Consider the following 17284-nt stretch of genomic DNA (forward strand, 5'->3'; position numbering starts at 1 on the left):
GAGCGCAACCTTGCCAAGGTTGAGGTCGAGAGTTCGAGACTCTTTTCCCGCTCCATATTTGAAAAGGGAAGCTTAGGCTTCCCTTTTTTCTTGGTGGTACGGGGCGCGCTGTTTTCAAACAGCGGTCCTGACCAGAGATACGACAGGGCATTGCGCGCATGCGCTGCCCGGGTTACGCTGCAACGCAGGTATGCGCTCAGCAGCCGGCGCCCCGATGGTGAAATTGGTAGACACTGCGGACTTAAAATCCGCCGCTTTCCTGAAAAGGGGCGTGCCGGTTCGACCCCGGCTCGGGGCACCACTCGACTGACCACGTTTGCGCAGCAATTGCGCAAAGCTAGGCAAATCAAGGCTCTAGCGCTTCTCTCTTTGGTGGTACAGTGCGCCCGCTGCGCAATTTTGCGCAAGTGGTGCCCCCGAAATCCCCCCACCAATCCCCCCAATGGCAACCCCCATCAAAACCGCCCAAGGCACGTGGCGCATTCAGATCGAGGTGAAGGGCCAGCGCGACAGCAATACGCTGCCCACCAAGCGCGAGGCCAGCGAATGGGCCGCCAGGCGCTCGGCTGAGCTGCTGGCCACGGCCACCGGCCGCGCTGGTGAGGTGAAGACGCTCGGCCAGGCGCTGGTGCGCTACGGCGAAGAGGTGTCGAGCGATAAGAAGGGCTGGCAAAAAGAGTTGATACGTCTGCAGGCCTTCCCGCGCCAGCCGCTGTTCCCCGCCAAGCGCCTGCTGGCCGAGCTGACGCCCGCCGACATCGTGGCTTGGCGCGATGCCAGGCTGAAGGTGAATGCGCGCGGCTCGGTGCTGCGCGATATGGTGCTGCTGTCCCACGTCCTGGAGGTGGCCCGGCGCGATTGGCAGTGGTTGAACTCGAACCCCATGCGCGACGTGCGCAAGCCGTCAGAGCCTGATCACCGCGAGCGGATCATTTCCGGCCCCGAGGTGCGGCGCATGCTGCGCGCCTTGGGGTGGAGTAGGGGGCCCGTGCGGTCGGTGGGCCATGCGGTCGCCAACGCCTTCCTGCTGGCCCTGCAGACGGGGTGCCGGGCCGGTGAGATCTGCGGCATCCGCTGGGATGATGTGGGGGCGGGCTACTTCAAGGTGGACGGCAAGACCGGCAAGCGCGATGTGCCTGCCGTGCCGTCCACGATGCGCACCATTGAGCTGATGCGCGGCTTTGACAAAGACCTGGTGTTTGGGCTCAAGACGCAGAGCCTGGACGCGATGTTTCGCAAGTACCGGCAGCGGGCGGGCCTGGAGGGTTTTACCTTCCATGACAGCCGCCACACCGCTGCCACGCGCCTGGCCCAGCGCCTGCATGTGCTGGACCTGTGCAAGATGTTCGGATGGACCAGCACCACCCGCGCGCTGGTGTACTACAACCCGAAGGCCGTAGACATAGCCCAGCGCATCACGACTGGCGCTGCTCCCATTCAATCACCTCGCTGAGCAGCCACTTGCCGTCGCGGCCGGGGCGGGGGAAGTCCTTGTATTTCTCCATGCGGCTGCGCAGCGTATTGCGGCACACGCCGAATCGTTCTGCCAGCTGTGCGCGGTCCAAGCGTGTACCGAGCATGCTTGCCATCAGCTGCATGGCGCTGGCCATCTTGTCGATGCGTTCCAAAAGCTGTGCTTCGCTCATGGCGTGACTTCCTTCCGTGCGGCTTGCGTCATCAGGTGCGGCGGTGTGCCCGCCTGGTTGTAGGTGTCCCACAGCGCTTGACCGGTGGGGCAGCGCTGCAGATGGCCGGGGCGGGCTCCTGCAGCCCTGCAGGTGTTGCACTGGCTGTGGTGGGCTTGGTAGGCCTTGTCGGCGGTGTACCAGTCGGTGGTCATGTGGTGGATTCCTTCACAGCGCGCTTTGCGGCCCTGAACTCTTCCACCCAGGCCTCGGCCGTGGCGGGGTCGCCCAGCTGGCCGGTGGCGCGGCGGCGCAGGTTCATGGCGCTGGCCTGGCGCAGGGTGATCGAGATTGCGCCATGGGCGAGCGCCTGGGCGCGCTTGCTGAGTGCAATGTCGTAGTGGCTGTCATGGCGGGGTGGCGCCTGGTGCCAGCGGCGAGCAACGCCGATCTTGTCGGCCATGGCGTGCAGCTCTTCGTCGGTGTCGGCCAGCAGGTGCGACATCTTCATGCGGCCGAATTGGCCCATGGGGTAGAGGTGCATGTCGTCAACGTAGACGGGCATCAGCGCGCTCCCTTCTTCGTCGTGTCCAAAGGAAAGCCCCAGTTCGCCAGCTCGCGGGCCTTGGCGCGGGTCTCGAAGTGCGCTGCACCGAAGCCAGATGCCTGGCGCTGTAGGTGATCCAGCTCGGCGCGTGCATTCTCCAGCGCTGCCAGGTAGTACAGCTCAACCCATCCGTGGTCGAAGATGGTTCGGCCCTGGGGTGTGCCACGGTCAAAGACCCGATGTGCCTGGTTGGGCGGCAACGTGAAAACCTGTACCTGCAGGCCGCGCTCCTTGCATTGCCGCTCCAGGTGCTGGGCTTCTGCCCCTGTGGCGCAGAAAACGCGGTCGCCGTCTTTCAGGCCGTCGAGGAGCGCCGTGGTGCGGCCGGTTCTTCTGGCTGATTGGAAATAGACGCGGGCCGCGCCATAGATGGCTGCACCGATTCCAAAGTGGTCCATCAGGCGCCTCCCTTCGCATTGGCAGCGGTACTCATCAGACCCTTGGGCGCTGGAGATTTTGCTTCTGTCTCCTGGTGGGCGTGGCGCAGCCTTTCGGCTGCAGAGTTGTAGTTGCAGCAGCTCATCTCATCGAGAGCCAGCGCAACCTGGTCGCGGAGGTGTTTCAGCTGTGCGCCCCAGCCGTTCCAGTAGCCGTCCGATTCCACGTATGCACCCAGCGCCATCTTGAGCGGTGCGGTGCGGTTGTTTGTCGCCGGGTCGATTCCCGAGGCCACGCGCTGGTGCAGCATCATGGCGAAGTTGGCTACGTCCACCGGATCGCCCTTTGCCACGTGGTGGACCAGCATAGTGGCCAGCTTCTTGGGGCTGCAATGCTCAGGGCTATCCCAGCCGCTGTGGCCCTTTGCGCGGGCTTGAGCCAGCTTGTCCTTCATGGCTGTGACAAAGCGGTCTGCGGCCGCGTCGTCGGGTTGGGCTGCGGGTGGCACCAGCCCCAGCGCATCCCGCGCCTCGTACGTGGCCACCTTCTTGCGCAGGGCCTGCAGCTCGCGGGCGTAGTCGGTGGAGCTGGGATCTGTGAGCGACACAAGCCCGTGCTGCACGGCGTGGTGGATCACCTGCAGGGTTTCGGGGAGGTCGCGCCGATCCTGGGCGAGGTCGCTTGGAGCGCCGTCTCCATCGATGATGCGCCTGGCCTGGGCTCGTGCGGTTGCAACGATGCCGAGCAGCTCGGTGCCCAGGCGGGCGCTGTAGTCGGCCGCAAACGGTGGCGGGCGGCGGGCCTCGCGCACCGACACGCTCATGTCGTGGTTGCCCATGGCCAGGGGCTGGTGGGGTGTAGTCTCGATGGTGACCACCACGCCGCAGCGCTGGGCCTCGGTGACCAGGTTGAGGGCTGCGCGGTGGATGGCGGTGAGGACGGTTGGTGTGGTCATGGTTGATCCTTCAAGCGGCCATCAGGGCCAGGTCGGTTTCTGAGACGCGGACCACGTTGCCGCCGGTGCTGGCGGTGCGGGCCATGGTTTGCTGGACGATGCGGTGCAGCTCGCCTGCGCTGAGTTGCTGGAGCTGGTATTCGTGCAGGTCCACGGCCGTGGCCAGCGCGTCCAGTTCCTGGAAGTAGAGGGCGGTCTGCCGCCATGCACCCGAGGTGAGGGCACGGGCCTCGATGGCGCTGCAGGCCTGCAGGGCGCTGGCGATGTGGTCTGCCAGGCCGCGCACGATGCCGCTGTGCTCGATGGCTTCGGCGATGACCATGCTGGACTGCAGCACCTCGAACTGCATTTGTGTGGCCACGCCTTCGCGCACGGCCTTGAGACAGGCGCGCATGGGCGTCATGATGCTGGCCAGCTCTTCAGGCGTGTGCTTTGTGGCGCGCATCAGGGCGGTCACGAAGGGGGGAGCGCATTTCGCGGCGCTGGAGGGGCTTCTTGCGGCCGTGGGTCATGGCAGCCTCCGGAACTCGACCACCCACACCCAGGGGTTGGCGGCCCAGCTTCCGGGGCCGTTGATCTGCTCCCACAGTTGGGCATACCAACTGCGAGGGAAGTCCGCATAGCCGAACTCGCGTGAGATTCGGTCGATGCTTGGATGGCTGGGTGGTGCGCCCTCGGCCATGGCATCGGCCTCGCTGATGTCCTGCAGCCGCTCCACGCGCACGCTGGTGATTTCCAGGGTGATGCGGCTGGCCCAGCGTGGCATGTGAATGCTTGGGCGCAACTTCCCCTTGAATTTGGTGCCTCGTCCGTTGTTGCGCTGCTGATCGTCAGCCTCATACCAAAGCGCCGCTACATTGGGGATTCCGGACGGCTTGGTAGTGTCCCAAGTCAACTCGGCGCGCCACGCCTCCCGCACCCACAGCCTGTCGCCGGGCTGGCCGTAGGGGCAGGTGCTCAGAATCTTCTCTTTCCCATTTGGGTAGAGAGTGCCCCCGCCTTCGCTGCGCGGTAGATACCAGGAGTTAAACAGGCCGGCAACGGTTCCGTAGACCAATTGCGGCTTCATGACCCGCCGCGTCTGCGTCTTGCTGCCATCCAGCAGCGCGCGGACCATGGGCCCGCTGAAAAGAATGGGGCGTTCTTTCATGCCAGCGCCTCCAGATCCTCAGCGAAGAAGGTGCCGCGCTCGGCGTGTGCCGGTGGCTTGTTGGACTCGCGGGCCTTGATGCTGGCGCCTTTCACGCCGGTGACGGTGACCGTGCGGCCGCGCCAGCTCACGGCGTCGCAGGTGTCTTTGACCATGAGCACCATGCCCGATTTGATCATCAGCGCCTCGCCCCCTTCCACTGCTGCCCCTGTCTCTGCGTCTGCACCGGCCTCGCCATTGGGCGCAGCGGCGGAGTCGGTCGCCGTTGCTTCGGTCCAGCCGTTCGGGCATGGCCACGCGACCGACGGACCTATCGGCGCGGCGCTGTTGCTGGGCGCGGCTTCACCCGCGACACCGCCCGCAGGAGCGGGGGCGCCTTCGTTGCCTTGCGCCGTAGGCGCCTGGTCCTGGTTCCCTTCGGCCTCGGCCAGCGCAGCGGCGATCTGCGCAGCCGCCTCGGCCTTCGTGGTCTTGGGCGCGGTGGCGCGGGCTTGCGCAGCGGGGGTGGTTTTGCCCTTGGCCCCTTTGGCCTTGCCTCCATCGCGCGTAGGTATAGCTTGCGCAGCGGGGTTAGGGGTAGAAGCGGTTTTCGGGGCTGCAGCTTTGACGGGCTTGGCCTGGGCTTTGGCTGCTGCGCGCAGGTGCGCAATGGCTTCGGCCAACTCTTCCTTTTCGCGGGCTACGGCTTGGGCCTCGATGTCGTGTGCGTCCAGGCCCAGGGCGCGGGCTGCGGCTTTGACCATGGGGGTGCCGTCGTCTTCGCCGTAACGGTAGGCGTTCTCCACCAGTAGGCAGGCCAGCATGCAGCTACGCACCTCGCCATCGGTGGCGCGGTCAATGCGGGCCAGGGCGCGGGTTTGTGTGGCGTCCCATGCCTCATCTTCGACCTCGGGCAGCGAGCACACGGCCAGCTGGTCTTGAGCGTCCATGTCGCGCGTTTTGAGCTTGAGCCACTCGCGCAGTAGCTCGGCATCAGCCAGCACTCTGGCGGGCTGTGGGGTGCTGTGTGCGGCCTGGGTGAGCGCCTTGTACAGCGCAGTGCCTGCTGCGCGGCGTTGGCGGTGTGCTGACTGCTGTTTGAGGCTGGAGATGCGCTCTTCCAGGTTGATCTGCTTTTCAGTGGTCTTGAGCACACCACGCTGCACCAGCACGGCTTCGGCCTCTTCGGTGGGGACTGCCTCGATCAGCTCTTTGGTGGTGGGATGCTCGATGAGCACAGGCTGCGGGCCGTGGCCGCCCAGTAGGTCGCGCATGGTGGCTGGGTCGCGGCCAGGCAGGCAGTGAGTGGTGTCCAGCTTGGTGTAACCCTTGATCTGGCTGCTGTACGCGCTGGTGATGGCCTTGGCTTCTTTGCCGTCGATGATGCGCATGCCCTTGGCCTCGGCCTGGGCGCGCAGGGCAGTGGTGTGTGCGGCCTCCTTGGCGTGGTAGCAGGCGGGGTCGGTGCACAGGTCCGGGCTGTTCACATCGGTGAACAGGTCGGGGTTGGCGCCGGTGCGTTTGGGGCATTCCTTGCAGCTGCCGACGCCGGGGCACAGGTCCACCGCTGTGATGTTGAAGCGAGCGCTGTCTAGGCGCAGCATGACGTTCATCTGCAGCCAGGCTTCGAACTCGCGCACGCCGGTGGCGAAGTCGCCGCGATGGTTGCGGCGGGATGCCTCTGCCAGCGCCTTGGCCTGCAGCTTGGCATCAGGGATGCGGGCGATGCGCAGGGCGCGGCTGGCATCGATGAGTCCCTCCTCGGTGGCCTTGCGGGCCTCGGGCGACAGATCCAGCAGCTTGAGGCGGGCGTAGACGTAGCTTTTGCCTTTGCTCTTGCTGTCGCCCTTGCCGATCTTCTCTGCCACCTGTTCGACGGTGAGGTGGCTGTGCTCCATCAGAGCGCGGTAGCCCTCGGCCTCCTCCAGCTCGCTCATGTCCACGCGCTGCAGGTTCTCGATGAGCTGGATCTCCAGCGCCTGGTCATCTGTCAGCTCGCGGATCATTGCGGGCACTTCGGCCACCTTGGCGAGGCGGCAGGCGCGCAGGCGGCGTGCACCGGCTACCAGTTCGTAGGCGGGCAGGGGCGCGCCCTGGCGGCGAAAGCCGAAGGTTTCGGCCAGACGCGTGCCGGGCAGCGGCCGCAGCAGGATGGGCTGGTGCACGCCGGTGGCCTTGATGCTGTCGGCCAGCTCCTGCAGCTTGGCCTGGTCGAAGTGCTTGCGGGGGTTGGTGAGACTCTCTTCGATGAGGGCCACCTCCACCATGCGCATCTGCGGGCCTGCGGCCGGGGTGGGCAGAGCGGTAGTTACGGTGTCGTGCTGATCGGTTGCCATGGTGCTCATCCCTTCTTTGCGAAGCTGGTACGGCTGGGCAGGCGGAACGCGTCGGCGCTGCCTGGGCGGTAGGGGTTGGTGCGCAGCTCGGGGCAGGTGTAGGGCTTGCCGCGCTGGGTGCTGTTGCGCACCGGGGTGGAGTCGGTGGCCATCTCCAGGCGCTCGCTTTTGCGGCGGGCGAGCAGCTCGGCCTGGCTGGGCACGGGGCTGATCAGGGGCTTGCCGTGGGCCGATGTGGTGGTGGTGCCGATGGGCTGCAGGCCTGCCTGGCGCAGCGGTGCGGGCTTGGGGCGCACGATGTGCACGCTAGTTTCGTTGGGCTTGGCCAGCGTGATGCTGTCGGTGCCACGGGTGGGGCGGGCGCGGGTCATGCTGGCACCTTTGCGGTGGGGTCCAGGGGCAGGCCCATCACGCGGCGGGCCGCGCGGTGCACCTCGGGGCTGACTGCGTAGCCGTATTGGTCGGGGTTGAGCAGGTCTTGCACCAGCTCCATGGCCTTGTCGGTGCCGTGCCAGTAGCGCACGTCGCTGGCGCGGTGGGTGCACAGGTTGAGCAGGTCGGTGGCTAGAGCGTGGCCTGGGGTGAGGCGCTGGCCGGGGATGGGGGCGCCGCCCGTGGTGTACACCATGACGCCGCCGCCTGGTTGGTCGATGATGTGGATGGTGATGGTGTTGGAATTCATGCGAGATCTGCGCGCTCTGCGCTGGTTTGGTTGGGGTTGATCAGGTCGGCCTCGCACTCCAGGCGCTTGGCTTTGAATTGGGGGTTGATGGCCTGCAGGTCGGCCAGCTGGCCGCGCATGCGGGCGGCGAGGGAGCGCGCGGCCAGGCAGCTGGCGCTGCCCTTGTCGGGGTAGCGGTGTGTGATGCACACGGTTTGGCCGGTGGCGCGGTCTGCAATCTCCAGCTCCACCACGGGCAGGCCGTGGCGGGTGTAGCGGCAGGTGCTGCTGGTGACCTGGCCCCGGATGTGCAGCGTGAAGGTGCTGGTGGTGGGCATGGCGGGCCTCTTTGTCAGCGGGGCAGGCTCAGGTACACCCAGGCGAACACGGTGAAGAACACCGCAGCGCACAGGGCGAACATGCCGATGCGGGCGGCAATGCGCAGGCCCTGGTGCCGGGTGCGGCGGGTGCGCAGGCGGATGAGCTGGATGGGGGCGCTCATGGCAAAGCCCTGACGCTGATGCTGCGGGCTGCTGGGAAGCGTGTCATGGCGTCGATGACGGCCGCGCAGGTGCTGGGGAACAGGCCCGCGTAGGTGAGGGCGCCCACGGTGATGGTGCAGGGGATCATTTGCGGGCACCCCCCAGGGTGGAGCCGATGGACTCGAACCTGTCTGCCAGGCCTGTGAAAAGGCCTGGGCTGGACACGCCGCCCAGCGTGGACAGCGCACCACTCGCGGCAAGGCGGCGTATGCACGCGAGCATGGGGTCAAGCTCAAGCTGCCAGATGGCTTGCTTGGCGTCGGAGTGGTAGAGGTCGCAGGCGTCGCGCAGCCGCTGGCGGATCTGACGGCTCTCTTTGAGCTGTTGCCCCATTTCAAAGCCGCTGACCACCTCAATGATGTCCCGCACGCTTTGGCGGGCGTCTGCGCACATGGCGTCCAGGTCGAACGCGGGGGCGGGCGCTGGTGCTGGCTCGGGCTCTTCGCGCAGCACCAGGTCGAAGTGTGCGGCTGTGGGCTCCAGCGCCTTGCCGTCCAGCAGGTATTCCATGGTGACCACCGGGGGGTTGGTGGGGTGCATCTGGATCTGCAGGGCGGTGATCAGCGGCTCGGTGATGCCCAGCACCTTGAGCAGCGCGTTGTTGGTGGCGCGGGCGTTCATGCTGCACCGCCGTTGCGCGCCGCCACCAGCTCGCCAAAGTTGTCAACGACGAAATACTCGCCTGGCGTGTGCCTGATCCATTGCTGGCCGTCGCTGTCCGTACGGGTCTCGCTGCCCCACCAGGTGCCGATGGGTGCGGATGCATAGGCGCTCTTGTGCGACGGGTGGAACGCCCTTCGCACTCCTCCGCAGCCGCTGCGCAAGAACATAGGTCCGTGCGTGTCGTTGGGGAATTCGCTGGCCAGCGGCGTCGCGCCGCCGGGCAGGATGGTTGTGCACACGTGTGCACTGGGGGTGGGATGGGATTGCATTTCGGCCCTCATTTGGTGAACGTGGGACGAATTTAAACACGATGTTTATTTGCAAGTCAAACACGATGTTTAAAACAAGGCGCAAACAACAAGGCCCGCATTGAGCGGGCCTGTGTGCGTACTGCGGGTCTTTATGACTGCTGAAGGAGGTTCAGCCAGTCGCGTTCACGAAGGATTCCTATCTGGTGCCCTTCTTCACGCAGTTCCATGGCGCGGAGGATCTTGGTGCCGTAGGAGGTGTTCACCCAGTGGGGGGAGATATTCGTCCCGACGATGAGGTAGTGCACCTTTTTGCTGACGGCAGCGACCGGTGTGCATCCAGCCTTTTCTGCCAGGCGCTCGCATGCGGACCTTGTCCCGTAAACGAATTCGCCAGTAAGGCAGATGCGACTGTTCTGGAGTGGCGTTGCGGCCGTTTCGTCGAAGGGCAGGGCGGCAATCTCGGGTTCGACCGCGCCCGATTCGGCGAAGTCGGAGCCCACCAGCTGCTGCAGTGTTTGCAGAAGGTGGGCGCGCTCTTCTGGGGTGATCACACCGTCCGCCATGGCATCGGCAAGGTATCTGGCCACGGCAGATCCGGGCCAGCTCTGCGCAACTTCAGGATTGGCGCTGATCCAGGTGCTGAGCATCTGGATTTCCATGTCATGGAGATGGCCGTCAGCCACAATGCCCGTGATGATGCCGCTGAGCACCTGGGCAGACTTGACGAACTGGCGGTGCGCCAGAACGTTTTGAATGGCTTGTTCCTGGGCCATGGCGCTATTGGTCAGGCGCTGGTGCGCAGTTTTTCAAAGTCCATGGTGTAGAGCACGGGCACGCCTGTGCGGGTGCACGTCATGGACAGCTCGGTATCGGTGTCAACTTGCAGATCCTCACCGCGCAGGCCCTGCCACATGGCCACATACAGCAGGTGCCCCACTTTGGTTTTGGTCTTGATTGCGGCCTCAACGCCGCCCCGAAAGGGGAGCACGGGCAGCTCGCCTGCGGTTGCTTTTGCCGCAAGCTCGGGCGCGTCCACACGCTTTGCCAGGCCGGTGATCCATGCATTGATTAACCCCTTGTCGGGCCCCTCCATACGGACTGCGTAGTCTTCGCTGATGGGAGGCGGGTTGTGCGCGGAGTGCGTGACGATCATGCTATTGATTTGTGGACCGACTGAATTTTTTTAGTTACAAAGTTCACGGTATACACCCACCCTTGCGCCCAGGTCAGGCGTGTTTGTCAAGTTTGGGCTGTGTGGCTTGTTTCATGCGCGTGATGGCGCCCAGCAACTGGTCTTCGATCTTTTGCCGGTAGTCGGCATCGAGGAGCTTGAAGTATTCGTCGGGTGTGAAAGTGCTGAAAGGCCAGGTCTTTGCCACCTGGTAGGTGGCTGTCTTTTCATGAACTGCATGCGCTGTGGGCTGGGGCGTCCATGCGCTGGACGCCATCTGTTGCTCACCATACAGAACCCAGTTCGCGTCGCAGCCTATGTGCTTTTGGGCTTTGAGCGCGCCGCCTTCAGAGACGCCGCGCGCCTCCCAGTTCTTCATGACCTGGGGTGATATGTCGAGCAATCGCGCTACAGCAGACTGACCAGTCACATCCCGCAACTCCCGCGCTGCCGTGTACAGCCTCTCGGTGGTTGAGTGGATTTGTGCCATGGCTGTGATTGTTCCGGCACTAAACACCGCGTTGTTAAACATGGCGATTTGATTTTTATTAAACGCCGTGTTTAAATCGCGGCATGAACGCTCTGCAAAAAGACATCCAGATCATCACCGCCCTGGGTGGACCGTCGAAGGTGGCTGAACTGTTGCATCTGCCTAAAAAGGGCGGGCAACAGCGTGTGCAGAACTGGCTGGCGCGGGGTATTCCGGCGCACGTCAAGGTCGAGAGGCCGGACCTGTTCATGCCGGAGCTGGTGCAAGCACCCACCGCGCCCGCTGGGCAGGGGGTGGCGCATGCGTAGCAGGGCACTCGGTGTCAGTGCTTCGGCAGTCCGGTGCCTGGAGGTGGTCCGCTTTCCAGCTTTTCGCACGCCACCAGTATTCGCTGCGCCAGCTCGCGCGCTTGTGCCGTTTGAATCACGAACGTTGGGCTCTTGTGCGCTTGGTCTGGCGACTGCGTTGCGTGCGTCAAGTAGTCGAGGCGCAGCATGAGTGCGCCGTATGCAGGCACGGTGCCGATTTCCCACCCTGCTACGGGTGACAGCGCGATTTCTTCTTCTTTCATGCTCGCCCTTTCTGGCGGTGGTTGTGTAGGAACTCCCATCGTATGTCGGAAGAGGGCGGGCACCCCCTTTTGCACCCGCCACGCCCCAGGCCGCATCGCCGGGGCCTCTCTCCAACCCCTTCACATGGTGTGCCGCGCGCGGGCAGGTGCGCGGCGCTTTGTGCGGCTGCGTGGTGGTGCGCTTTTCTTTTCTCTTTGCCATGGCCGCAGTGTCTTGCTGCGTGCCTGTGTGTGTCTTTAGCGTTTGGATAGGTGGAGCAGATGGACATTCTTGATTCGGTGCGGCGCCAGGTGCGCCATTACCCCGGCGGCCTGGAGGCCGTGGCCGCGCGGCTGGGCAAGAGCCCTAGCACGCTGGAAAAGGAACTGCGCGCGGCGCCTCAGTACAAGCTGGGCGCGGTGGATGCGGCCGAGATTGCGGCCATGTGCGTGGACGCTGGCACGCAGCATTGCCTGGAGTACCCCACGCGGGTGGCCGAGGCGGTGGGCTGCACGCTGCTGGCCTTGCCGCCCCATGGCCACGGCCTGGATGAGGTGACGGCCGCAGCGGTGGCCGAGCTGATGCGCGACCTGGCCGAGGTGGTGACCACGGTGACCACCGCCGACCAGGACAACGAGATCAGCACCCGCGAGCTGCGCGACATTCAGGCAAAGTGGGCCGAGCTGGTGGGGGCAGGGCAGGTGCTGCTGCAGATGATGCAGGCCAAGCACGACCGCACCATGGCGAAGTGGGAGGGCAAGTGACGCGGCCCGCCGGTGAAGTGCGCCAGGCGCTTTTCAACGCCTGCACTCAGTTGGCTACACCTGAACGCGGTCCGACCCTGCGCGAGATGGCTGCAGTGGCCTGCGTGGGCCTGAAAGCGGCCACACATACGGTCAAGCACATGAGCCGGGCAGGGCAGGTGCGCATAGCGCGCGAGCGGCGCGTGGAGTACCGCAACCGCCCGGTAGCCGAGTATGTGCCTGCTGCCCTGGTGGATGGCCAGGACGATGGCTTTGTGGATTTGAGCGCAGTGCTGCGGGTATGGGGCGGCTGACACGTTATGACCCTTGCACTGAACGCCGCTGGCGGTGGAGACGCTGGCTTCTGTGACTTTTGCGGTGGGGTGCGTGCATGAGCGGCGCCCCATTGCCTCCGATTCAATTTGCTGCCCTGGCTGAAGCACTGCTGGCCAGCGCGGACCGGCTGGTGCCCCTGTGGTTGCCTGATGGCGAACGCCGGGGGCATGAGTATGTGTGCGGGTCGCTGAGTGGCGGCAAGGGCAGCAGCTGCAGCGTGAACCTGGTCAATGGCCGCTGGGCGGACTTTGCCAGTGATGAGCAGGGCGGCGACCTGCTGAGCTTGTACGCTGCGATCCATGGCCTGAGCCAGGCGAAGGCTGCTGTGCAGGTGGCGCGCGAGGAGGGGCTGGAGAGTGTGGCGGGGCTGGTGATGGCGCCTGCTGGTGGCACGCCACCACCGCCTGCGCCGCCCAGGCCCGCGCCACCGCCTAAGCCCAAAGCAGAGCCCGAGGGCTGGACCACGGTGGTGCCGGTGCCTGCGCATGCGGTGGCGCCCACGTTCAAACACTATCACCGCCAGCCGGATGACCTGGAGCACAAGGCGACCTACCGCGTGGGCGGTGCGCTGCACGGGTTTGTGGTGCGGTTTCGCACGTCTGACGGCGGTAAGGACACGCTGCCTTACACCTGGTGCCAGAGCGCCCGCGATGGCGCGGCCAAGTGGCACTGGCGGCAGTGGGACGAACCACGGCCGCTGTTCCTGCCAGGTGGCACGCTGCCGGGCGAGCGCACCGTGGTGCTTGTGGAGGGCGAGCGCAAGGGCGAGTGCCTGCAGGCGCTGCTGGATGCAGGCGCGCCGGGCGTGTATTGCGTGGCCAGCTGGCCGGGCGGCAGCAAGGCGTGGCAGAAGGCCGACTGGGCCTGGCTGCAGGGCTGCACGGTGCTGGCCTGGCCGGACTGCGATGCCAAGCATGAGCCGCTGACCGCTGCCGAGCGCAAGGCGACGCCCGACAAGGCCGCGCAGCTGGTCATTCAGCAAGCCAAGCCGCTGCTGCCGGTGCATGAGCAGCCGGGCATGAAGGCGATGCTGGGCATTGGCGCGCGGTTGAGGGATGCGCACGGCTGCACGGTGCAGCTGCTGCCCATCCCCGCGCCTGGTGATGTGCCTGATGGCTGGGATGCGCGCGATGCCATCGAGACGGATGGCTGGGACTTTGCGCGCGTGCAGGCGTTCTTTGCGCAGGCGTATGCATTGCCGCAGGACGTGAGCGCACCGGAGCCAGCGGCTGGAAAAAAAATCGATGGCCTCGTTAGCACCGGGAGCGGTGGTAACGGGGGGGATGGCGGGAGCGGGGGCCCTGGCGGTAGCGCGGCCCTGGGTGATGACGACGACGATGCGGGCATGACGCGCATCGGCGCGTACATGGTGCCCGACTGGCTGGTGCCGTACTACGACAAGGCCAACAAGCGTTGGCTGGCCAGCCGCAAGATGGTGATCCTGATCCTGGAGCGCGACCCGGCGCTGCGTGATGTGCTGGCCTACAACGAGCTGAGCAACAACGTGCAGGCCCGTGTGGCGTGGCCGTGGGCGTATGCCAAGGCGGGGGATGTGACCGATGCGGTGGACCTGCTGCTGGGCAAGTACCTGACCGACACCTACGGCCTGCCCAGCATCTCGCGCGCGGCCCTGGCCGAGGCCATCCAGACGGTGGCGCACACGCGGCGGTTTCACCCCATCCGCGAGATGCTGCGGGGCCTGCAGTGGGACCAGAAAAGCCGCATTGATAACTGGCTGGTGCATGTGCTGGGCGAGAGCCCGGACACGCTAAGCAAGCCGATGCTGGAGTACCTGCAGATCGTGGGCCGGTGCTGGCTGCTGGGCATGGTGTACCGGGTGATGGAGCCGGGCTGCAAGTTCGACTACTGCCCGGTGCTGGAGGGTGCGGGCGGCCTGCGCAAGTCCACCCTGGTGGAGGTGCTGGCGGGCAGCGAGTATTTCAGCGACACCCCGTTTGAAGTGGGGCGCGGCAAGGAGGCGCAGGAGCAGGTGCAAGGCCTGTGGCTGTATGAGATTGCCGAGCTGACGCACTTCAGCAAGGCCGAGGTGGGCGCCATCAAGGCGTTTATCAGCAGCAAGGTGGACCGCTACCGGGTGGCCTATGGCGCCACCGTGGGCAGCTTTGCACGGCAGTGCCTGCTGGTGGGCACTACCAACGAAAACACGTATCTGCGCGACCGCACGGGCAACCGGCGGTTCTGGCCCATCCCGGTGCGGCACATCATCAACACCGATTGGCTGAAGAAGTACCGCGACCAGCTGCTGGCCGAGGCGTTTGCGCTGTACCTGCAGGGGGCGGTGTACACGCCCACCACCGAGCAGGAGCGCAGGCTGTTTGTGCCGATGCAGGAGAGCCGCCTGGTGGAGACGGCGGTGCTGTCTGAGCTGCTGCATGTGCTGACCAGGGCGCCCACTGCAGCGGGCATTGGCGCGGTGGTCAACGACCTGACGGAGTTTGTGACCATTGCGCAGCTCACCCTGGCCCTGGGTGTGGATGCGGCGAAGAGCACGCCCGCGCTGGAGGGGCAGATCCGCAGCTGGCTGGACCATGAGGGCTGGGAGCGGGCCAAGAAACAGATCAACGGTGCCAGGGCCTGGGGTTATGTGCGCCCCAAGAACTGGCCGCCGCAGGACAAGGATGATGGGCTGGATGCGGGCATGTTGCCGCCCGATGCGCCCACGCCACCGGCACCGCTGGCCCCGCCGCCAGCGTCAAGCCCATACACACAGGAAGGTGACGATGCGCCGTTTTGAGCAAAAGCTCATGGCGCTTGAATCGCGCCGTGCCGCAAACGCTGGGGGAGGCGTGATTCGCGCCAGCGTGCCCGAAGGGCAGGGGAGCGCTGTGCGCCCCCGTTGCGGCGCGGTGGCGGGGATGTCACTGCATGCGCCTATGACCTGAGTGTCCAAGTGTCCAAGGTGTCCAGCGTTTTGCATGGACACCACCAGCACCCCTACTTCCCCAGCAACTGGGGGTTGAGGCTGCTGCATTGCCCGGTGGGACTGAGGGCGGTGCCCGGCGCCAATCACCAAGGCGGGCGGGCACAAGCAGGCACACCCACGGGCACGTGCGCGCGAGCGCCTTCACCCTTCCCGTGATCTCTATAGAAAAGGATGGACAGTATGGACACTGCTACCCCAGCAAAGTCAGTGGACGACAAGATCGCCGAGATCAAGGCGCATATGCCTGATGTGTACGCCTCGATCCAGCGCAAGGCCCGCGAGATCGGGGGCGATGCCTTCACGCTGGTGCGGCGCGGCCTGCGTGGTGAGCGTGGTTGCTTCTACGCCATGGAGGCTGGCCGCGTGGTGGGCGCGCCGTTTGACAAGGCCCACCCGGACATGCAGATCGCGGCGCGGGCGATGGTGGAGTTTGGTTGTGCACACGTGTGCATTTGGCCCCTGAGCGAAGAAGAGGCGCGGCAGTATGGCGCGGCTTGAGCACATCAAACGCAGGCTGGAAAACTGGGCTATCTGGTCGATGCGTGGCTCAGGTGGTGGGCGTGGCTTTGCCAAGCGCTCAGTGCTGGTGAGTGAGACTTGGTCGCGCGGCAGCTATAACCACATGATGATCCCGGTGGAAGATGAGGAGGCTTGGGAGACTGACCGTGCTGTGACTTCACTCAAGCTGAGCAAGTCTCATCTGTATGTGATGCTGGTGCATATCTACCTGCATGACAAAGGTATCCCTGGCACTGCAAAGCTGATGAATCGGGCACAGTCAACGATCAAGGCACAGCTGGAGCAAGCCGACCGCGCCATCGCCGCCTGGCTGGATGCTCAGGCAGAGGAGCGTGAGCGTAAACGGGTTGCGGCCCGTGTATCCGAGCAGAAATCCAAGGCGCTATAGACAGCGAAAGGAGTTCTGCTCCTTAGACCTTTTGGGTACATTTCAGGCACTGTGTGTGTATTGCGCCTCCACCCGCAATGCATCGAGTGGGAACCCCGGCAAGTGTTGAGCTTGTCGGGGTTTTTCTTTGCTCAGTCTGTCCCGGACCCATCACAGGAGGTCGCATGTAGCACCGACTAGCCCTTCCCCTCTGATCAGCATTGCTGGTCAGCGTCTAGAGCCGCGCGAGAGCTGGCATGGGATCAAACTTGGCTGATGGTTGCGGGAGTGCCCACCCCGTGTACACCAGGTGACGCCGCTCAAGGTCGCACGTGCCCATCCCAGCGGCGTTAAAGGCTGGGGTCACCATCGAAGCGAGAACGCACCACCAAGGGTGCGACGGTTGAAGAGCAGCCCGCTTCGATGGTGGCCGCATGACTGGATCTGGCTGGCTCGTACCCAGCCCGGAAGAAGTGACAACACCCCGGCCTGGCCGGTATCGAGATTGCGCTCAATCACGAGCAGTGAAGGTAGCCCGGCTGCCATTGACCAATGCCCATTGCCGCCCCTCGCCCCTGCAGTCATCCCGGCTGCGGGGTGCTGGTGCGTGACGGCACAGGCCGCTGCCCCAAGCATCCAAAGAAGGCCTGGGCGCCAGCGGCGAAGGAAACAAAGCGCATCACCGGCCGCAGGCTGCAGGCCATGCGCGCTGATCTGTTCAGGCGCAAACCGCTGTGTGAGCCATGCGAGGAGGCTGGGCGTGTGACGCTCGCCACCATCCGCGATCACCGCATCCCGCTCGCCGAGGGCGGTGCTGATGACACGACGAACGAGCAGTCGATCTGCGCTGACTGCCACGAAAAGAAGACCAAAGCCGAGACAGCGCGCGGTGTACGCCGCGCCTGGGGCAACTACCGCGAGGGCTGACCCGGCCCACGCGCCCGGCCCCAGGGGGAGGGGGTGGTCTGAACTTTGGAGCCTTTGGCCTGGAAACTGACCGCTGAGTCGAATTTTTA

At 65.1% G+C, this 17284-nt stretch carries 27 protein-coding genes and 1 tRNA gene; 9 read left to right on the forward strand and 19 right to left on the reverse strand.

All coding sequences use genetic code 11. The features are described 5' to 3' along the window. Window positions 1-208: 208 nt before the first annotated feature. A tRNA-Leu gene (locus ACODSM_RS14900) sits at window positions 209-301 on the forward strand. Between the two features lie 141 nt (window positions 302-442). Next, window positions 443-1453 carry a tyrosine-type recombinase/integrase gene (locus tag ACODSM_RS14905; protein WP_488805809.1) on the forward strand — a complete coding sequence of 337 codons (1011 nt, stop codon included), beginning with the start codon at window positions 443-445 and terminating at the stop codon, window positions 1451-1453. Here ACODSM_RS14905 and ACODSM_RS14910 read toward each other — a convergent pair. The 18 genes from ACODSM_RS14910 to ACODSM_RS14995 all read right to left on the reverse strand — a co-directional run bounded on the left by ACODSM_RS14910 (window position 1416) and on the right by ACODSM_RS14995 (window position 10850). Continuing rightward, window positions 1416-1646: a helix-turn-helix transcriptional regulator gene (locus ACODSM_RS14910; RefSeq protein WP_488805810.1), complete on the reverse strand. Its 231-nt coding sequence runs from the start codon at window positions 1644-1646 to the stop codon at window positions 1416-1418. The genes ACODSM_RS14905 and ACODSM_RS14910 overlap by 38 nt on opposite strands. Next, window positions 1643-1840, reverse strand: coding sequence for a hypothetical protein (locus tag ACODSM_RS14915; protein ID WP_488805811.1), 198 nt, complete (start codon window positions 1838-1840; stop codon window positions 1643-1645). Before ACODSM_RS14915 ends, ACODSM_RS14910 begins: the two co-directional genes overlap by 4 nt. Beyond that, a complete protein-coding gene (locus ACODSM_RS14920; RefSeq protein ID WP_440597074.1) occupies window positions 1837-2190 on the reverse strand; it encodes a DUF4031 domain-containing protein in 354 nt (117 codons plus the stop codon). The genes ACODSM_RS14915 and ACODSM_RS14920 overlap by 4 nt, the downstream gene beginning before the upstream one ends. Next, window positions 2190-2630, reverse strand: a complete 441-nt coding sequence (locus tag ACODSM_RS14925) for a hypothetical protein (protein WP_488805812.1) — start codon at window positions 2628-2630, stop codon at window positions 2190-2192. The genes ACODSM_RS14920 and ACODSM_RS14925 overlap by 1 nt, the downstream gene beginning before the upstream one ends. Beyond that, window positions 2630-3565, reverse strand: coding sequence for a hypothetical protein (locus ACODSM_RS14930; RefSeq protein WP_488805813.1), 936 nt, complete (start codon window positions 3563-3565; stop codon window positions 2630-2632). Before ACODSM_RS14930 ends, ACODSM_RS14925 begins: the two co-directional genes overlap by 1 nt. 10 nt (window positions 3566-3575) lie before the next feature. Next, on the reverse strand, window positions 3576-4010 hold the full coding sequence (locus tag ACODSM_RS14935) for a hypothetical protein (RefSeq protein ID WP_488805814.1): 435 nt from the start codon (window positions 4008-4010) through the stop codon (window positions 3576-3578). 63 nt (window positions 4011-4073) lie between these two features. Then, window positions 4074-4715, reverse strand: a complete 642-nt coding sequence (locus ACODSM_RS14940; RefSeq protein ID WP_488805815.1) for an ASCH domain-containing protein — start codon at window positions 4713-4715, stop codon at window positions 4074-4076. Then, a complete protein-coding gene (locus tag ACODSM_RS14945; RefSeq protein WP_488805816.1) occupies window positions 4712-7030 on the reverse strand; it encodes a ParB/RepB/Spo0J family partition protein in 2319 nt (772 codons plus the stop codon). Before ACODSM_RS14945 ends, ACODSM_RS14940 begins: the two co-directional genes overlap by 4 nt. A gap of 5 nt (window positions 7031-7035) precedes the next feature. After that, window positions 7036-7401: a hypothetical protein gene (locus ACODSM_RS14950; RefSeq protein WP_488805817.1), complete on the reverse strand. Its 366-nt coding sequence runs from the start codon at window positions 7399-7401 to the stop codon at window positions 7036-7038. Beyond that, window positions 7398-7712 (reverse strand): hypothetical protein, encoded by a 315-nt coding sequence (locus ACODSM_RS14955; RefSeq protein ID WP_488805818.1) that lies wholly within the window; start codon window positions 7710-7712, stop codon window positions 7398-7400. Before ACODSM_RS14955 ends, ACODSM_RS14950 begins: the two co-directional genes overlap by 4 nt. Further along, on the reverse strand, window positions 7709-8029 hold the full coding sequence (locus ACODSM_RS14960; RefSeq protein ID WP_488805819.1) for a hypothetical protein: 321 nt from the start codon (window positions 8027-8029) through the stop codon (window positions 7709-7711). The genes ACODSM_RS14955 and ACODSM_RS14960 overlap by 4 nt, the downstream gene beginning before the upstream one ends. A 14-nt stretch (window positions 8030-8043) precedes the next feature. Then, a complete protein-coding gene (locus tag ACODSM_RS14965; protein ID WP_488805820.1) occupies window positions 8044-8193 on the reverse strand; it encodes a hypothetical protein in 150 nt (49 codons plus the stop codon). Beyond that, complete coding sequence (locus ACODSM_RS14970) at window positions 8190-8321, reverse strand: hypothetical protein (protein WP_488805821.1); 132 nt, start codon at window positions 8319-8321, stop codon at window positions 8190-8192. Before ACODSM_RS14970 ends, ACODSM_RS14965 begins: the two co-directional genes overlap by 4 nt. Continuing rightward, the gene (locus ACODSM_RS14975; RefSeq protein WP_488805822.1) at window positions 8318-8854 is read right to left on the reverse strand and encodes a hypothetical protein; all 537 of its coding nucleotides are present in this window, start codon (window positions 8852-8854) and stop codon (window positions 8318-8320) included. Before ACODSM_RS14975 ends, ACODSM_RS14970 begins: the two co-directional genes overlap by 4 nt. Continuing rightward, window positions 8851-9165, reverse strand: coding sequence for a hypothetical protein (locus ACODSM_RS14980; protein WP_488805823.1), 315 nt, complete (start codon window positions 9163-9165; stop codon window positions 8851-8853). The genes ACODSM_RS14975 and ACODSM_RS14980 overlap by 4 nt, the downstream gene beginning before the upstream one ends. Window positions 9166-9296: 131 nt before the next feature. After that, window positions 9297-9920 carry a BRCT domain-containing protein gene (locus tag ACODSM_RS14985; RefSeq protein WP_488805824.1) on the reverse strand — a complete coding sequence of 208 codons (624 nt, stop codon included), beginning with the start codon at window positions 9918-9920 and terminating at the stop codon, window positions 9297-9299. An 11-nt stretch (window positions 9921-9931) separates the two neighbouring features. Beyond that, window positions 9932-10300 (reverse strand): hypothetical protein, encoded by a 369-nt coding sequence (locus ACODSM_RS14990; protein WP_488805825.1) that lies wholly within the window; start codon window positions 10298-10300, stop codon window positions 9932-9934. Window positions 10301-10373: 73 nt separating this feature from the next. Beyond that, window positions 10374-10850 carry a hypothetical protein gene (locus tag ACODSM_RS14995; protein ID WP_488805826.1) on the reverse strand — a complete coding sequence of 159 codons (477 nt, stop codon included), beginning with the start codon at window positions 10848-10850 and terminating at the stop codon, window positions 10374-10376. Between the two features lie 41 nt (window positions 10851-10891). Between ACODSM_RS14995 and ACODSM_RS15000 the strand changes: the two genes are divergently transcribed. Then, window positions 10892-11116, forward strand: a complete 225-nt coding sequence (locus ACODSM_RS15000; RefSeq protein WP_488805827.1) for a hypothetical protein — start codon at window positions 10892-10894, stop codon at window positions 11114-11116. A gap of 14 nt (window positions 11117-11130) precedes the next feature. Here ACODSM_RS15000 and ACODSM_RS15005 read toward each other — a convergent pair whose 3' ends face one another. Further along, window positions 11131-11379, reverse strand: coding sequence for a hypothetical protein (locus ACODSM_RS15005; protein ID WP_488805828.1), 249 nt, complete (start codon window positions 11377-11379; stop codon window positions 11131-11133). Window positions 11380-11640: 261 nt separating this feature from the next. Between ACODSM_RS15005 and ACODSM_RS15010 the strand changes: the two genes are divergently transcribed. From ACODSM_RS15010 to ACODSM_RS15035, 6 genes are all read left to right on the forward strand, one after another. Continuing rightward, window positions 11641-12123, forward strand: a complete 483-nt coding sequence (locus ACODSM_RS15010) for a phage regulatory CII family protein (protein ID WP_488805829.1) — start codon at window positions 11641-11643, stop codon at window positions 12121-12123. After that, window positions 12120-12416, forward strand: coding sequence for a hypothetical protein (locus ACODSM_RS15015; protein ID WP_488805830.1), 297 nt, complete (start codon window positions 12120-12122; stop codon window positions 12414-12416). The genes ACODSM_RS15010 and ACODSM_RS15015 overlap by 4 nt, the downstream gene beginning before the upstream one ends. Before the next feature lie 77 nt (window positions 12417-12493). Further along, window positions 12494-15193 (forward strand): virulence-associated E family protein, encoded by a 2700-nt coding sequence (locus tag ACODSM_RS15020; protein ID WP_488805831.1) that lies wholly within the window; start codon window positions 12494-12496, stop codon window positions 15191-15193. A gap of 369 nt (window positions 15194-15562) precedes the next feature. After that, window positions 15563-15880: a hypothetical protein gene (locus ACODSM_RS15025; RefSeq protein ID WP_156379503.1), complete on the forward strand. Its 318-nt coding sequence runs from the start codon at window positions 15563-15565 to the stop codon at window positions 15878-15880. After that, a complete protein-coding gene (locus ACODSM_RS15030; RefSeq protein WP_488805832.1) occupies window positions 15867-16289 on the forward strand; it encodes a hypothetical protein in 423 nt (140 codons plus the stop codon). The genes ACODSM_RS15025 and ACODSM_RS15030 overlap by 14 nt, the downstream gene beginning before the upstream one ends. Window positions 16290-16820: 531 nt before the next feature. Further along, window positions 16821-17195, forward strand: a complete 375-nt coding sequence (locus ACODSM_RS15035; RefSeq protein WP_488805833.1) for an HNH endonuclease — start codon at window positions 16821-16823, stop codon at window positions 17193-17195. The last annotated feature ends 89 nt before the right edge of the window (window positions 17196-17284 follow it).

It is taken from the genome of Acidovorax sp. FG42, from assembly GCF_057809195.1.

Coding starts and splice junctions, on each gene's coding strand:
- ACODSM_RS14905 (WP_488805809.1), top strand. CDS start 443: ATGGCAACCCCCATCAAAACCGCCCAAGGCACGTGGCGCATTCAGATC.
- ACODSM_RS14910 (WP_488805810.1), bottom strand. CDS start 1,646: ATGAGCGAAGCACAGCTTTTGGAACGCATCGACAAGATGGCCAGCGCC.
- ACODSM_RS14915 (WP_488805811.1), bottom strand. CDS start 1,840: ATGACCACCGACTGGTACACCGCCGACAAGGCCTACCAAGCCCACCAC.
- ACODSM_RS14920 (WP_440597074.1), bottom strand. CDS start 2,190: ATGCCCGTCTACGTTGACGACATGCACCTCTACCCCATGGGCCAATTC.
- ACODSM_RS14925 (WP_488805812.1), bottom strand. CDS start 2,630: ATGGACCACTTTGGAATCGGTGCAGCCATCTATGGCGCGGCCCGCGTC.
- ACODSM_RS14930 (WP_488805813.1), bottom strand. CDS start 3,565: ATGACCACACCAACCGTCCTCACCGCCATCCACCGCGCAGCCCTCAAC.
- ACODSM_RS14935 (WP_488805814.1), bottom strand. CDS start 4,010: ATGCGCGCCACAAAGCACACGCCTGAAGAGCTGGCCAGCATCATGACG.
- ACODSM_RS14940 (WP_488805815.1), bottom strand. CDS start 4,715: ATGAAAGAACGCCCCATTCTTTTCAGCGGGCCCATGGTCCGCGCGCTG.
- ACODSM_RS14945 (WP_488805816.1), bottom strand. CDS start 7,030: ATGGCAACCGATCAGCACGACACCGTAACTACCGCTCTGCCCACCCCG.
- ACODSM_RS14950 (WP_488805817.1), bottom strand. CDS start 7,401: ATGACCCGCGCCCGCCCCACCCGTGGCACCGACAGCATCACGCTGGCC.
- ACODSM_RS14955 (WP_488805818.1), bottom strand. CDS start 7,712: ATGAATTCCAACACCATCACCATCCACATCATCGACCAACCAGGCGGC.
- ACODSM_RS14960 (WP_488805819.1), bottom strand. CDS start 8,029: ATGCCCACCACCAGCACCTTCACGCTGCACATCCGGGGCCAGGTCACC.
- ACODSM_RS14965 (WP_488805820.1), bottom strand. CDS start 8,193: ATGAGCGCCCCCATCCAGCTCATCCGCCTGCGCACCCGCCGCACCCGG.
- ACODSM_RS14970 (WP_488805821.1), bottom strand. CDS start 8,321: ATGATCCCCTGCACCATCACCGTGGGCGCCCTCACCTACGCGGGCCTG.
- ACODSM_RS14975 (WP_488805822.1), bottom strand. CDS start 8,854: ATGAACGCCCGCGCCACCAACAACGCGCTGCTCAAGGTGCTGGGCATC.
- ACODSM_RS14980 (WP_488805823.1), bottom strand. CDS start 9,165: ATGCAATCCCATCCCACCCCCAGTGCACACGTGTGCACAACCATCCTG.
- ACODSM_RS14985 (WP_488805824.1), bottom strand. CDS start 9,920: ATGGCCCAGGAACAAGCCATTCAAAACGTTCTGGCGCACCGCCAGTTC.
- ACODSM_RS14990 (WP_488805825.1), bottom strand. CDS start 10,300: ATGATCGTCACGCACTCCGCGCACAACCCGCCTCCCATCAGCGAAGAC.
- ACODSM_RS14995 (WP_488805826.1), bottom strand. CDS start 10,850: ATGTTTAACAACGCGGTGTTTAGTGCCGGAACAATCACAGCCATGGCA.
- ACODSM_RS15000 (WP_488805827.1), top strand. CDS start 10,892: ATGAACGCTCTGCAAAAAGACATCCAGATCATCACCGCCCTGGGTGGA.
- ACODSM_RS15005 (WP_488805828.1), bottom strand. CDS start 11,379: ATGAAAGAAGAAGAAATCGCGCTGTCACCCGTAGCAGGGTGGGAAATC.
- ACODSM_RS15010 (WP_488805829.1), top strand. CDS start 11,641: ATGGACATTCTTGATTCGGTGCGGCGCCAGGTGCGCCATTACCCCGGC.
- ACODSM_RS15020 (WP_488805831.1), top strand. CDS start 12,494: ATGAGCGGCGCCCCATTGCCTCCGATTCAATTTGCTGCCCTGGCTGAA.
- ACODSM_RS15025 (WP_156379503.1), top strand. CDS start 15,563: ATGGACACTGCTACCCCAGCAAAGTCAGTGGACGACAAGATCGCCGAG.
- ACODSM_RS15030 (WP_488805832.1), top strand. CDS start 15,867: ATGGCGCGGCTTGAGCACATCAAACGCAGGCTGGAAAACTGGGCTATC.
- ACODSM_RS15035 (WP_488805833.1), top strand. CDS start 16,821: ATGCCCATTGCCGCCCCTCGCCCCTGCAGTCATCCCGGCTGCGGGGTG.